The sequence below is a fragment of the TM7 phylum sp. oral taxon 349 genome, assembly GCA_018127705.1.
GTDB lineage: Bacteria > Patescibacteriota > Saccharimonadia > Saccharimonadales > Saccharimonadaceae > Saccharimonas.
Window position 1 is genome coordinate 476,125 of sequence record CP072328.1, and the last position, 14,100, is coordinate 490,224.

Here is a 14,100-nt window from a genome sequence, read left to right on the forward strand (position 1 = left end):
AGCAAAATCAACGCCCGTAAAACCTCAAGCATTTCACCTATTAATCAGTATGCTATAATACCTGCATGAAGCCAGTTCACCTATCTCGTCCGCATGCTATCATGATGGTAGGATTGCCCGGCAGTGGTAAAACGTTTTTCGCGCAGCAATTCGCTGAAACCTTTAATGCGCCATTTATCAACGCGGCGTATGTAGAAGAGCGTGGGCGCGATGAGGAGGCGTCAAGCGAACTGAACGCGATGTTTCTGGGCGAAATAGCGCGCACCAATCAGACATTCATCTACGAAGGCGATAGTCTCAGCCGTACGCACCGCACCGACTTTGCACGCTGGGCGCGTATGCATAATTACCAGCCGCTTTTTGTGTGGGTGCAAGTTGATGAGTCTACGTGCCGCCGCCGTGTGCTGAAAGCACAGACTATGACTGCCGAACAATTTGATAGTGCTATCAAGCGCTTCAGCGAGCCGCATATCCACGAAAAACCAATTGTGATTAGTGGTAAGCATACGTATGCCACGCAGGCGCGTACTGTTTTGAGCCGTCTGGGAAGCGAAAACCGCTCTGCTGCGCCCCCATCAGTGCAATCTGCCGAGCGTGTTGCACAGCGTCCGATTCGCGTGCAATGATACGGGCTTCAATGTTTGTCAGGGAAACTTTTTCGGGCTACCGCAGCAATTTTTCTAGGCATTCTGTACATCTCGCATGTAACAAAAACCAGAGTAATATGCTACGGCGCGTTTGTGTAATAACACTGGGGGCTGAGTATGTTGCGTAGCCCACAAACGATTCACGACTCCGAGTTCGGCGATATTATTGTGAAGCGCCGGACGGGGGCGCGCAGTGTGCGAATTCATTTGGGAACGGGTGGGCAGTTTACGGTATCGTGCGGGCGGTTGACGCCGCTCAAATTCATTCGTGAGTTTATTGATCAATCACGCGGCGAACTACGCCGTATGGCGGCGCGAACATCAATTGCCTCGCCGTATCAGCATGGGCAGATAATCGGCAGACAACATCGTATTGCTGTTGTGCCGACGCAAATGGTAGAAAAGCCGAGTGCAGTGATTCGCGGACGGCATATTATCGTGAAGTTGCCGCCAGCGTACGCACTTGAAGACGGGGCTGTACAGCAGCAGATTCGCGATGCGGTCGGGCGTACGCTGCGTAAAGAAGCCAAGCAGCTATTGCCGCCGCTCCTCGCGAAACTTGCGGCGCAGTATAGTTTTCGCTACGCTCGCGTCCGTTTCAGTCATGCCGGTAGTCGGTGGGGAAGTTGTAGTAGCGCAGGCACAATTAGCCTCAACATTGCGCTGATGAAATTGCCGGACGAACTGATTCGTTACGTATTGATTCACGAGCTATGTCACACGCGCCATATGAATCATTCAACTGCGTTCTGGCGTGAGGTGGAACGTTATGATCCGCACTACCGCACGCACCGCCAGCAAATTAAGCACCACACACCCGTATTGTAGCGCATAATTGCGACTGGCGAAGGCAATAGCTAGAGAAGGATATGGTTATTAAAAATGGCGAGGTGTATCTGCTGGATTTGGAGGAGTATTATGTTTAATCTGCAAAGGAGTTCAAGCTCTACGACAAAACACTTTTGGCAGACAGCTCATGTGCGGCTTACAAAGAGCTCCAAAAAGCGTTATCATTGAAATCCGTTTCTAATACATTAAGCTTCTCATGCAAATTTGATAATGACCTAATACCAAGGCTATCTGCTAATAACCTGCAACTGCAAAACCTACACCCATACAACGCCTCAAGTATATCTATCTGCCCTTTCTTAAGTGCTACTAAACGTTTATTCATATGCTTATCTATCTGCTTATTCATCTGCTTGCTCATCCATTCGTCTATCTATCATCCATTCATCCATCACCCATTCATTCGTCTATCCGCTTACTTACCAACTAACTTACCTACTAACTTACCACCTTACAACCTATCATTTACTTGCTACTAACCAACCTATTCGCTTATTTACTCATCCATTCATTCATTCGTCCATCCATTTACTAACTAACTTAATTTACCTTAAAACTTAACTTAACTTAACTTAATTTAATTTAATTTACTTAATTTACTTAATTTACTTCGTCTGCCTACCTGTTTGCTTACTTCCATTATGATTTATACTAATCTTCCTAAACTCTCTTTACTTAATTCTCTCTACCTCTCTCTACCTCTCTCTACCTCTCTCTACCTCTCTCTACCTCTCTCTACCTCTCTCTACCTCTCTCTACCTCTCTCTACCTCTCTCTACCTCTCTCTACCTCTCTCTACCTCTCTCTACCTCTCTCTACCTCTCTCTACCTCTCTCTACCTCTCTCTACCTCTCTCTACCTCTCTCTACCTCTCTCTACCTCTCTCTACCTCTCTCTACCTCTCTCTACCTCTCTCTACCTCTCTCTACCTCTCTCTACCTCTCTCTACCTCTCTCTACCTCTCTCTACCTCTCTCTACCTCTCTCTACCTCTCTCTACCTCTCTCTACCTCTCTCTACCTCTCTCTACCTCTCTCTACCTCTCTCTACCTCTCTCTACCTCTCTCTACCTCTCTCTACCTCTCTCTACCTCTCTCTACCTCTCTCTACCTCTCTCTACCTCTCTCTACCTCTCTCTACCTCTCTCTACCTCTCTCTACCTCTCTCTACCTCTCTCTACCTCTCTCTACCTCTCTCTACCTCTCTCTACCTCTCTCTACCTCTCTCTACCTCTCTCTACCTCTCTCTACCTCTCTCTGCTCCCTTAGTAGTTCTTTAACAACTCCTATACTCCTATGTTCCTAACTCCTAACTCTCCATAGCTCTTTAATGATATCCTCTATAGTTCTATAACTCTATAACTCTATAACTCTATAACTCTATAACTCTATAACTCTATAACTCTATAACTCTATAACTCCCATAGTTTCATAGTTCCATAATCCCATATAATTCTTCCTCATAATTCTTACCATAATTCTCCTCTATATATTTATATATAAAAGAAGAGAAAAAAGAATAAAAGATAACAGAGGTAAAATAGATAAAAAATACCGGATATCGATATCCGGTATTTTTAGGTTGAGAGAATAGCCAAAATTATTGGATGTTTATGGGTAAGAGTAAGGGCGATAGTGGTTCAAATTCAGTTAATATTATGATTATGGCGAGTTGCGATCAGGAGGGGCTATGGTGCGACCAAAAGGAAGTAAAATAAGCCAAAAGCACCGTTTGTAGCGTAATTTTCGTTCACGACCGAACAGATGATAGGGATGCTGTTCTTGAGGATATGTACGGCGCGATCAGTAAGTTGGCATTCTATTAGCTCTTTGCAATTGTCGCGCTTATGGCTATACTAAGAGTAATTATGGGTGAGTCGTCTCAGAATAATGATATTCTCTTGGAGGTAAATGTGCGTCGTGCTAGGATTTTGCGTTACGCTGGATTGTTTTTGCCGCTGTTATTGGTTGCATATAGCGTATACTTACAATTAGTGCCGGGTGTGCGGCATTATCCACTAACGCCGCTAATCGTTGCAATTAACGCAGCATGGGTTATTTTAGCGTTCTATCATTTCTTTGCACCAATGAAAACGCGGCACGGCGCAATTGCGCGGATTGTACTATTTCATGTTATCGCGCTACTGTATATATTGTTTGTATCGGGCTTTGATATGCCGTTTATCTACGTGTGGTCAGTGTTATTTTTGGCGAGTGCTGTTCATGCCGGCACAGGTGGCGTGAAGCTTAGTTTGGCAACGCTATTTGTTGCAGCGAGCGCGAGTGTTATCATTTCGGCAGACGATTTAACGCGTGTGTTTCAGATTGGGCTGCATTTTGCCGGCACGCTGATAGTGGCATGTATTATGAATGCTATCGTTACAGCACAGGCGATTGATCAGCGTGAGCTGCTGCGTTCTCAAACTGAGGAAAAACTGCAGCGTGACCGCGTACTGACGATTGTGAATAATTTGGCAGACGCGATTCTGAGCGTTGATAGTCGTGGTACAGTTCAGTTGTACAATGCGGCAGCGCTTGATCTGCTTGATACCAACTCTGAACTGACTGGAAAAAAAATTGATGCCGTGCTCACTCTGAAAAATAACGAGAGTGAGACGGTTAAATTTTCACAGCTCTTGCATCGTATTCACAGCGTTCGCATGCGCGATGACCTTAGTGCTAAAATATCCGGAGAAGTTGTTCGTCTAAGTGTTGTTTATTCGCCGATTCGGAGCGCTAACAGTACGCACGCGAGCGGCAGGGACGGTTATATTATTATTCTACGTGACATAACCAAGCAAAAGTCTCTTGAAGACGAGCGTGATGAATTCATCTCGGTTGTCAGTCACGAATTACGTACGCCGATCGCCATCGCCGAGGGCTCGCTCAGTAATGTCCAGCTTATGATGGAGCGCCCCGATATTCCGCAGTCTACATTGCACGAAGGAGTCAACGCAGCACACCAGCAAGTCGTATTTCTCGCGAAAATGGCAAATGACTTATCTACGCTGAGTCGCGCAGAACGTGGTATTGCTGACACGCCAGAATTAATTGACGTTGCTGAATTAATTAGCGAACTATACGCCGAATACTCTCCTGAGGCCACCGAAAAATCACTCTATTTCGATTTAGACCTTGACCCGCAGCTTGGTGCCGTTAACGAGAGTCGCCTCTATTTGAAAGAGTTATTGCAAAATATTGTTACGAACGCTATTAAATATACCCAAACGGGCGGCGTTACTGTGTCGGTAAAACGTTCAGCGCCGCGATTGCTTACATTCACTGTGAAAGACACTGGTATCGGCATCAGTCGCAGCGATCAGCAACATTTGTTCCAGAAGTTCTGGCGTAGCGAGGATTATCGCACGCGCGAGACGGGAGGTACGGGGTTAGGACTGTACGTCGCGCAAAAACTTGCAAAAAAATTAAACACGACGATTGAGCTAAAAAGCCGTTTGAATCACGGTTCAACCTTTAGTTTCAGTTTGCCGTCGGCGAAGCGTAGGAAGTAGCATCGCTTGCAATTTTGACATGTACAGCGTACAATAAACTTGACAGTCTGGTTCATACCAGACTTATTTAATTGGGAGAAATCACCGTGGCAGCATCAACAAAATCAACGAAAGGTAAAAAAAATAAGCCAACTATAACGCGTATTAAGGCGAACGATCGCAATGCGCCGAAACGCACAGTTGCAGCAAAAGTTAAGCAGAGTGCAGCAGCGGACGTGACAACAAAATCCACGCCGAGCGCGAAAGATAAGCCCGTCTCTAAAGCCAAAAAGCTCTTAGACAGTGCCCGAAGAAAGCCCAAGAGCGCAGAGAACGGTGAAAAGTCTACAAGTTCGCGCCGCAGCCCGTTGCGTGCTATCCGCGGTTATTTCGTTGGTGCATGGCAAGAGCTCAAGCAAGTTCGCTGGCCCGATCGTCGTAGTACCTGGGCGATGACAGGCGCACTTATTGCGTTTACTGTTGTGTTCGTTGTCGTCATTCTATTGATCGACTACGGGTTTTCGTGGCTATTTAAACTGATTATCGGTACAAAGTAGGAAGGAAAGGAATCAATTAGTATGGTAAAAAATCGTTATGACAGCGCACGACAGTGGTATGCAATTCACACGTACTCAGGCTATGAGGAGAAGGTTGCGGATAGCATTAAGCAGCGTGCGCAAACTATTGACATGGCAGACAAGATCTTTGACGCGATGGTGCCGAAAGAAAAACAGATTCAAATCAAAAACGGTAAGCGAAGGATTGTTGATGCAAAGATCTTCCAGGGCTATGTACTCGTTGAGATGAAGTTGACCGACGAAACGTGGTATATCGTACGTAATACACCAGGTGTGACGGGGTTCGTGGGTAGCGGCACGTCGCCGACACCTGTATCCGACGCGGAAATGAATAAGATTAAAAAGCGTATGGGTGTAGAAGATCCAAAACATCAAATTGATTTTTCAGAGGGTGAGGTCGTTAATATCATTGACGGACCATTCAAAGGCTTTGAGGGCGCAGTAAGTGAAATTGACACTGCCAAAGGTAAACTCAAGGTTATGGTTAGTATGTTTGGGCGTGACACGCCAGTAGAGCTGGATGCGCTACAGGTGAAGAAGGTGTAATATCTTAAGCGTACTGTATGTGTGTGAAGACAATAGAACAGGTGGTTCACCGCACCAACCCCGAACAGCCCGGCAGTAGCTCGTAGATAGCTATCTACAGTATAGAACATTTCAGGGTTGTTTTGGCGCTGTTCCCATTCTTTTAGGATGTCGGGGAGGTCGGCTAGGGTTAATCTGCCGTACAGTCTTCTAAGAGATCGTTTGAGCACTCCCCAGAAGTTCTCAATCATGTTGGTGGGTTCAAAGTGACCAAAATTATGGTTGCAGCGTTCATGGGTGTAGCCATAGAATTCTAGATCAGAATAACCAGCATGGGCATCGGTTGTAATGTGCGACCCTCTTCTGACCGTATTAGACAAGAACAGTTCTAGCGTGTCTTGAGCACGATCTGGGATAACCTGCAGGCGTACTCGCCTGGTGTCTCTTTCAATTGCACCGACAACAATAGCTTGCGATCCAAAGCGCTGTTTACCGAAGAAGCTTTCGTCAACTTCAACAATGCCAGATAGCTTGAGAGAGCTGCTCGGCATATGTTCTCTAAATCTCCTAAACCAGCGCCGTACTGTCGGGTAGCTTCTGCCAGTGGTGTCAACTGTCGTGCCAACACTCTTTTGCTGCTGCCAACACCAGATGAGCAGCCAGATGCTGCGAAAGCTTAAATTGCTCTGTTTTAGCCAGCAAGCAGCCTTGACTGACCACTTCTTACGACAGACTCTACACCAAGCATAGTTAGAGCGATACAGCAGCCTATGCGCACAAGCCGGACAGCCTGACACGCCGTAGATAGCCTTAAATATTTGTTTGTGACACTGCCGCTCTGTCGGCAGATTTGCTAAACTGTTCATTAGAACAACCCCTTTCGTAGAATTAGCTTTTACACTATCTATTTTAGCGGGTTGTTCTTTGTTGGTTTAGTGAACCGAACAGGTTACGTTTGCAGAATTATGATAAATAACATATAATTAGCCTGTTACGCACTTATAATCATTACTTATTACAAATTGCACAAGAAGAGGAAATAATATTATGGCAAAGCAAGTTATAGGCAATTTAAAACTCCGTATTCCGGCTGGTCGTGCAACTGCTGGTCCGCCGGTTGGCAGTACGCTCGGTCAATGGGGTCTGAATATGATGGATTTTATCAATCCATTCAATGAAGCAACCAAAAAGGATATGGGCAAAGATGTTATTGTGCATATTCAAGTATACGAAGATCGTACATTTACATGGAAATCGCTTGGGCAGCCAGTTGATGATATGATCCGCGAAAAAATCGGCATCAAAAAAGGTAGCGGTAAACCGCACGCCGAAAAAGTTGGCAAGATTACACGCGCACAGCTAGAAGAAATTGCTGAAGCGAAGAAGGATCAGCTCAACGCGATTGATTTAAACGGTGCGGTAAAAGTTATTGCTGGTACTGCCCGTAGCATGGGCGTAGAAGTTGTCGACTAGATCTAGACGGTGGTAGTGAGAGCGCTTTGGCCTTTGGCTGAAGTGCTTTTTATTATCTGCGAGGACACAGTAAGTTGCCGAATACGAATGTTTTATTGAAGGAAGCTCTCTCATACTTCACGTTATGCAGGAAAATATGAATGATATAATGAAACATATGCAGATAAAAAAGAGGTTGTCTCAGGCGATCGGACGACATTTTGTTTGCATGAGCATTATCGTGTTTGCGATCGCTAGTGCGAGTGGATTTGTTGGATCGGCGATGTACTCTGCGCATAGATTAACGAATGAGATCCGGGCACGTACTATCGTTGCTAACGAGGCGTATCAACGCGTGCAGCGCGTCAAGCAGGCGCGTCAAGCTAAGCTTGCGCACATTCGTAATGCCGAAGCCGAGGCAAAGAGACGTCCACGTGCTGACATCGTGCATTACAGTGACACATGCACGCCTGTTGTTGACCCTGCATCTATCACTGTTATTGTCAGCAAAACGCGTTGTTTTAACCCGAAAAAATGGCAGCCAAACGATCTCGTTAGCATTGGTGATAACGAATATTTGCGTGCCGAAGCCGCTGCACATTATACCAATATGAAGCAGGCTATTACAGCTGCTGGCATGTCATTTTCTCCGAGCAGTGCCTATCGCTCATATGACGACCAGGTTGCAGTCTATGATTACTGGGTTACTGTTAACAAAAATACCGATGCTGCCGATCTAGTGAGTGCTAGGCCAGGATATAGCGAGCACCAAACTGGCTTAGCGGTTGATGTAAAGCTTGGTTCATGTGCACTTGAGTGTTTTGCAACAACACCTACATATGCTTGGTTGCGTGAACATGGCGCAGAATACGGATTCATTCAGCGCTACCCTGAAAAACTTGCGAGTATCACTGGGTACGAAACTGAGGTGTGGCACTGGCGTTATGTCGGTGTTGAGATAGCACAGGCAATGAGACGACTCGGGATTGAAACGCTTGAGCTATATATGCAGTTTATGGATTCAGAGCGTAAGTACGGGAATTCTGAGAATCGCTGATATAATAAGAACTGTCGGGATGTGGCGCAGTTTGGTAGCGCACACGGCTGGGGGCCGTGGGGTCGCAAGTTCGAGTCTTGTCATCCCGACCAGTCTTTTGACAGAGAGTCATTTTGTTTTAATAGTTTGATAAGTTTAGCTGCAAAAAGACTCCAAAGACACCTATTCATTAGCCACCATGATGAGGCGATGTGAGTCTAAATAGGCATTCCAAATTACCGTGTGGGTAAAAAAGAGCATCGGTTTCAGTAATATCTGTTTTCGATGTTCTCACTTTTTATTCTATGTACCCACACGATAGTTTACAATGCCTCTAATATTAGCCACGATGCGCTCTGCTGGCGTTATGCTCGCTGCGCTGGCTGGATTAACATTGAATATCGTTAATCCTTCTTGAGCTATTAATTGCGCATGGTGTATGATATAATATATACATATGGAGCATGAGCCTAGAAGAGATAACGAACCAAGTGAAGGAAGATTTAAAGTGTCAGAATCTGATGTCATTGAGTACGCCAAGAAGAGGTATGGAATAAAGATGAATCGACACCCTGACGATTTTACTATGGAAGAAATCGCTGAACTACGCGGTGATGAGTTGGCAGAATACATACGGCTTAAGCAGGTCATAGGAATTTATCGAGCAATAATTTGGTAATCCATCAACTTAAAAAAGGTAAATCCCGGATAATCCAACATATCTTAAAGCAGATAAAGACGGCTGGCTCTCGTTATTGGTGAGTCAAAACTTATTCTGTTTTTTTGCTATCATCTGTAGAAAAGATAAGTAGCTATATATCAACAGCTGATGAATAATTGGCAAGTTAGAAACTTGGTAGGTTATTCTCTATAATGAAACGAAAATAGTCCATAAAATAGATAGTGAATATCTCCACATGGTTGGTACGGTCTTTGGGCTTAGCGAAGAAGGTTGCTATGCAAAGCTCTTTAATGTCGCTATCGACTACGTGTATGATAATTATTAAGTCTGACTAGGAAATGTGCTTTCTCGTGGACAAGAAGCACATTTCCCTTTCTCACTCGCGGTCGTTTAGTAGATAAACTGTCCGAATGTCCCAGACCGCACCGTACGCTTATTATAATTACCGGCTTTGTAATTCCAGCCCATCTCAGACACGGTATATGAACCGTCAGCATTAACGCTTTCGACATAGGCGACGTGTCCATTTGTGACGGCGACCGCGCCGGCTTGTGGTGTTGTGCCGGTAGATTTGCCGGCACGCTGTGCGGCGTTGATCCAGTTATAGCCAGCGTTGCCGTACACCGCAACATCAGGGCGGCGGCTATGTACGTAGTCGGTGCACCACATGCCGTTGCCAATGTAGTAACTGCTTGAGCTGACTGGTTTGCTCGTATATTGGTGTGTCGTATATGTATTACGCCGAGCGACAGGTACAGGCGCTGCTTGCGTGCGGGCGGATCGCTGGGCGGCAAGCGCGGCACTTGTACGGTCAGTGAGCTGCTCGTCGGCGGCTGGCACGCGGATTTTATCGCCCGGATTGATCGTATCTGGGTTGGTGATTGATTCATTCGCATCAAATAGACGCGTCCATGTCGTACCGTTTGCCTCGGCAATCAAGCTCAGCGAGTCGCCCTCCGCCACTGTTACGATGACATCTTTTTTATCGTTTTTTGGCTCTTTGTCTTTTTTGTCAGATTCTTGTTTACTATCGGTTGACGTTTTGCCGTCCGATGTAGTTAGTGCAGATTCGGCAAACGCCGGAGCACTCCAGAGCGCTGCGACAATGGCAACTGCCAACACCGCTAATGCTTTGTTGAAACGCATGGTTTCCTCCTTATACCCCCACGGCAAAAGGTAATAAATTTTGTAAATTATCAAACCGTGGTATGTAATGCTTACGCTTATATGTCAATAGTAAAGTGTAAACATGCAAGGCCGATACTAGCACGCCAAGAATACGCTGTCAACGATTTTTTGCGTAATATTGCAAAAGAACAGATACAAAATATCTAGACTTTTCGTGCGCTTTTTGGTACAATCAAAGGTGTAATAATTCAATAGATTGGGAGATTAGTCAAGATAATGACTCGTCGTTTGCACCACAGAAAGGAATCACTAAACTATGGCAAGGAAAGCCGAATTGCTTGAGCAAGCAGCTAAACTAAAACTTGATGTTTCGGCAAAAAACACGATCGCAGAAATTGAAGCAGCGATCAGTGCAGCCAACGCATCGCTTACTGCAAACGAATCAACTAAAGGCTCTGGTGTTGTCGCAGAGCGTGAAGCTGCTGTGGCAAAAAGTGGTAAGCGCAGCGCTAAGGCGCTTGAAGAGGCTGAAGCAAAAGCAGAAAAAGAAGCTCGCAAACAAGCTGGCGACACTACGCCGCAAGGCGATGTTGACGCAGCGATAAAAAAAGGTCCGGCACCAAAAGTTCGTCCGTTGATTGAGCGGCGCGGTAAAGCTTATCGTAAAGTTGCTGAGAAAGTTGAGGCAGATAAGATTTATAATCTACATGATGCGCTTATGCTTGCAGCTGAAACCAATCCAGCAAAGTTTGATGCTAGTGTTGAGGTTCATGTGCGCTTGGGTGTCGATCCTCGCCAAGCTGATCAAAACATTCGCGCTACTGTTGTGCTGCCGCACGGTACAGGCAAAACCGTCCGTGTTGCCGTCTTTGCGCCAGAAGCTGACGCTGTTAAAGCAAAGGAAGCTGGCGCCGACGTTGCAGGTGAAGAAGTTGTTGCGAAGTTGCTCGACAAAGGCACGCTTGATTTTGACGTCCTCATTGCCACTCCTGCTTACATGCCAAAACTCGGCAAGTACGCTCGTCAACTTGGTCCGAAAGGTTTAATGCCAAACCCAAAGAGTGGCACTGTTGCTGCTGACGTTGCCAAGGCGGTTTCCGAAGCCAAAGCTGGTAAGGTTGAGTATCGTGTTGACAAGCAAGCGATCATCCATCTGAGCATTGGTAAGGTTAGCTTCGGTGTTGATAAGCTTGAGGAGAATGCTAAAACATTCTTTGCTAGTCTGCAGAGTCAGAAGCCATCTAGCCTGAAGGGCAGTTACGTTAAGTCAACCGTTATTGCTACGACGATGGGGCCGGGGATTGCGACCGAAAACCAAGTAAATTAAACTCAGCATTTTCGGGACAACCTCTGAAGAACTAGCAATGACACAGCATGAAAGGTATCAAAACCCTGCATTGGCTGCAAGGAAGCTTAATGCCCTCCACGAATCCATAAACGAAGCACTTATCTACGGATGAAACCGAAGGCAATACGGTATCGCTTGGCAGTGTTGTCGATATCGGATACGACAAAACTGGGAACATTATAACGACTCTTGTGACTGGCGCAACCCATGATGTTAAGGATTTCTGCGGACGCAGTGATGTTAAAGGCGTGACAATATTTAGCCCTATTGGCAAAGCCATACTTGATCTATCAGTTGGCGACTCTACAGAAGTAACCATCAATAACAAAAAAATACCAATAAGTATCACCAGGATTCGTAGCCTTAGTGAACTTTCAGCATAACTTTTAGTAAACCAACTTAATACAAGGAATGTGACTACAATGAAAACCGAGTATGAAGCTAAATTTGTCAACATAAGTACCTCTGAGATTCGGCAGAAGCTGCGGTCTCTTGGCGGATCATCCGAAAAGCCTGAGCGGCTAATGCGGCGAGTGACAATTGACAGCCCCGAAATGAAGCAGAACAAAGGCTATTTGCGCGTCCGCGACGAGGGCGACTGCGTGACGATGACTTACAAGCAATTTGACAAGCTATCCGTTGACGGAGCCAAAGAGCACGAGGTGAACGTCGATAATTTTGAAGAAACCATCGCTATCCTAGAGGCTGCTGGTCTCCCATATACCTCTTTCCAAGAGTCCAAACGCGAAACGTGGCGGTTAGGTGATGCTGAAATTGTCATCGATGAATGGCCATGGCTAGCGCCGTATATCGAAATCGAAGCGAACGATGAACATGCAGTCAGGGAAACCGCCGAGGCTCTCGGTCTTTCATGGGGCGATGCAATTTTTGGCGATGTTATGGCGGCTTACCGAGCACAATATCCCCACTTGACTCCATTTGATACCATCGCCTCAATACGAAGCGTCACCTTTGATTCGCCCCTACCAGATATGCTTAAAAAGTAACTACTGTATTTGTTGCATGCTTAGTCTAGTTTCGTCTACAAATACAAACTCATAGCAGACGCCAATTTTCCTGTAAAATAGGTCCTTGAAACTCTACAACACCCTCACGCGCCACAAAGATGAACTCCAGCCGCTCGATGGGCAGACGGTTCGCATGTACACCTGCGGGCTGACGGTGTATTCGCAGCCGCACATCGGCAATTGGGTCGGCTATATCTATTGGGATGTATTGGTGCGACTATTACGCTGGCAAGATATTCCAGTTGTCCGAACACAAAATATCACCGACGTTGGGCATTTGACCAGCGATGATGATAATGGCGAGGGCAAGATGGAGAAGGGGGCGCGCCGCGAGGGCGTCATACCATCAGGACGTCGCTCACTCATTAGTAACAACATTATACACTATATTGTTAATACTGTCAATGCTTATGCCGTAGCTAACAGGGGAGTAGGACTATGGCTTTGATGGTACTTAACTTAACACCCTAACCACAACAATTTGCCTTAAAGACTTCAAGCGGGGTTAAGTAGCCTAGACGCTTTCTGGGTCTGTTGTTCAATAGATTTTCTAAGTCTAATATACATTAGAGCCGTAAGCTTTTTGAAGTCAGTGCCTTTAGGATAAAAATCTCTAATTAGCCCATTAAAGTTTTCATTCCTGCCGCGCTGGCTGGATTTATACGGGTTAGCAAAGTAAATATCTGCAGCCAGTGTTTTCTCAAGTGGCACGGCCAGCTGCTAAACTCAGCCCCCATTGCCGTAAGTAATGGTGGCAACATTACTTTTGCTAAAGACTCTTTCAATATCCACCTTGGTTTGTTTGGTAATACTGGCGGCATTGCAGCCAATAGCTAAACTAATAGAGCCTAATCCGGACTTGCGCTCGGTATGGGTTAATAGCTATACATCTTGCTATGTAGCCTCTGCCGTGCCTTTTAACGCCCTCTTTAGCCTTACGAATGGTACTAACCATAACTTGGGCCCGCGGTACTTGCGGGCTATCTAGGCTGGCAATGGCCGGTATAGTAACGCGGCTGTCTATTCTTATTCCGTTTTCGACCCGGGCAGCCTTTGTATTTGCTCCTCAATAAAGCTATTAACCTCACGGAGAGATAGTACTGGTTGAGCGTCCAAGCGGCTTGGCAATGGCAGCGTATGATTCGCCATTCTTTAACCTATTCTCGATAACTATACGTTCATCGTAGCAAAGTTGCATATGCTTGTTGTTAGACGCGTTTCTAACGCCCTTTCCGGTTATATTAGACTTTCCAAAAATCCATTAAACCACGGGGCTAAATTGGAAAGCAAGTCTCCTCGCAGGAGTATGTACTCGGTACATTCTCCTTTTTTTGGGAG

14 protein-coding genes and 1 tRNA gene are annotated in these 14,100 nt (G+C 45.8%); 13 read left to right on the forward strand and 2 right to left on the reverse strand.

Going from position 1 to position 14,100, the window contains the following annotated elements; all coding sequences use genetic code 11:
• Positions 1–65 precede the first annotated feature (65 nt).
• From J5A52_02550 to J5A52_02590, 9 genes are all read left to right on the forward strand, one after another.
• The gene (locus J5A52_02550) at positions 66–626 is read left to right on the forward strand and encodes an ATP-binding protein (protein ID QUB37939.1); all 561 of its coding nucleotides are present in this window, start codon (positions 66–68) and stop codon (positions 624–626) included.
• A 138-nt stretch (positions 627–764) separates the two neighbouring features.
• Positions 765–1,475 (forward strand): M48 family metallopeptidase, encoded by a 711-nt coding sequence (locus tag J5A52_02555; GenBank protein ID QUB37940.1) that lies wholly within the window; start codon positions 765–767, stop codon positions 1,473–1,475.
• 1,887 nt (positions 1,476–3,362) lie between these two features.
• Positions 3,363–5,006, forward strand: coding sequence for a PAS domain S-box protein (locus tag J5A52_02560; GenBank protein ID QUB37941.1), 1,644 nt, complete (start codon positions 3,363–3,365; stop codon positions 5,004–5,006).
• A 347-nt stretch (positions 5,007–5,353) separates the two neighbouring features.
• Complete coding sequence (gene secE, locus J5A52_02565; protein ID QUB37995.1) at positions 5,354–5,542, forward strand: preprotein translocase subunit SecE; 189 nt, start codon at positions 5,354–5,356, stop codon at positions 5,540–5,542.
• A 21-nt stretch (positions 5,543–5,563) separates the two neighbouring features.
• Positions 5,564–6,109, forward strand: coding sequence for a transcription termination/antitermination protein NusG (gene nusG / locus J5A52_02570; protein QUB37942.1), 546 nt, complete (start codon positions 5,564–5,566; stop codon positions 6,107–6,109).
• Between the two features lie 1,026 nt (positions 6,110–7,135).
• Entirely contained in the window at positions 7,136–7,561 is a 426-nt protein-coding gene (gene rplK / locus J5A52_02575) for a 50S ribosomal protein L11 (protein QUB37943.1), read from the forward strand.
• 157 nt (positions 7,562–7,718) lie between these two features.
• Positions 7,719–8,597, forward strand: a complete 879-nt coding sequence (locus J5A52_02580; GenBank protein QUB37944.1) for a M15 family metallopeptidase — start codon at positions 7,719–7,721, stop codon at positions 8,595–8,597.
• 15 nt (positions 8,598–8,612) lie between these two features.
• Positions 8,613–8,689 (forward strand) — tRNA-Pro (locus J5A52_02585).
• 395 nt (positions 8,690–9,084) lie between these two features.
• The gene (locus J5A52_02590; protein QUB37945.1) at positions 9,085–9,255 is read left to right on the forward strand and encodes a hypothetical protein; all 171 of its coding nucleotides are present in this window, start codon (positions 9,085–9,087) and stop codon (positions 9,253–9,255) included.
• A gap of 393 nt (positions 9,256–9,648) precedes the next feature.
• Here J5A52_02590 and J5A52_02595 read toward each other — a convergent pair whose 3' ends face one another.
• Positions 9,649–10,404, reverse strand: a complete 756-nt coding sequence (locus J5A52_02595) for a LysM peptidoglycan-binding domain-containing protein (GenBank protein ID QUB37946.1) — start codon at positions 10,402–10,404, stop codon at positions 9,649–9,651.
• Positions 10,405–11,023: 619 nt separating this feature from the next.
• Between J5A52_02595 and rplA the strand changes: the two genes are divergently transcribed.
• The 4 genes from rplA (at position 11,024) to J5A52_02615 (ending at position 13,210) form a co-directional block, all read left to right on the forward strand.
• Positions 11,024–11,713, forward strand: a complete 690-nt coding sequence (gene rplA / locus J5A52_02600; protein ID QUB37996.1) for a 50S ribosomal protein L1 — start codon at positions 11,024–11,026, stop codon at positions 11,711–11,713.
• Positions 11,714–11,886: 173 nt separating this feature from the next.
• Positions 11,887–12,117 carry a GreA/GreB family elongation factor gene (locus tag J5A52_02605; GenBank protein QUB37997.1) on the forward strand — a complete coding sequence of 77 codons (231 nt, stop codon included), beginning with the start codon at positions 11,887–11,889 and terminating at the stop codon, positions 12,115–12,117.
• A gap of 39 nt (positions 12,118–12,156) precedes the next feature.
• The gene (locus tag J5A52_02610; protein ID QUB37947.1) at positions 12,157–12,741 is read left to right on the forward strand and encodes a class IV adenylate cyclase; all 585 of its coding nucleotides are present in this window, start codon (positions 12,157–12,159) and stop codon (positions 12,739–12,741) included.
• A gap of 85 nt (positions 12,742–12,826) precedes the next feature.
• Positions 12,827–13,210, forward strand: a complete 384-nt coding sequence (locus J5A52_02615; protein ID QUB37948.1) for a hypothetical protein — start codon at positions 12,827–12,829, stop codon at positions 13,208–13,210.
• A gap of 636 nt (positions 13,211–13,846) precedes the next feature.
• On the opposite strand, the gene J5A52_02620 is transcribed toward J5A52_02615, so the two are convergent.
• Complete coding sequence (locus J5A52_02620; GenBank protein QUB37949.1) at positions 13,847–13,960, reverse strand: helix-turn-helix domain-containing protein; 114 nt, start codon at positions 13,958–13,960, stop codon at positions 13,847–13,849.
• Between the last annotated feature and the right edge of the window lie 140 nt (positions 13,961–14,100).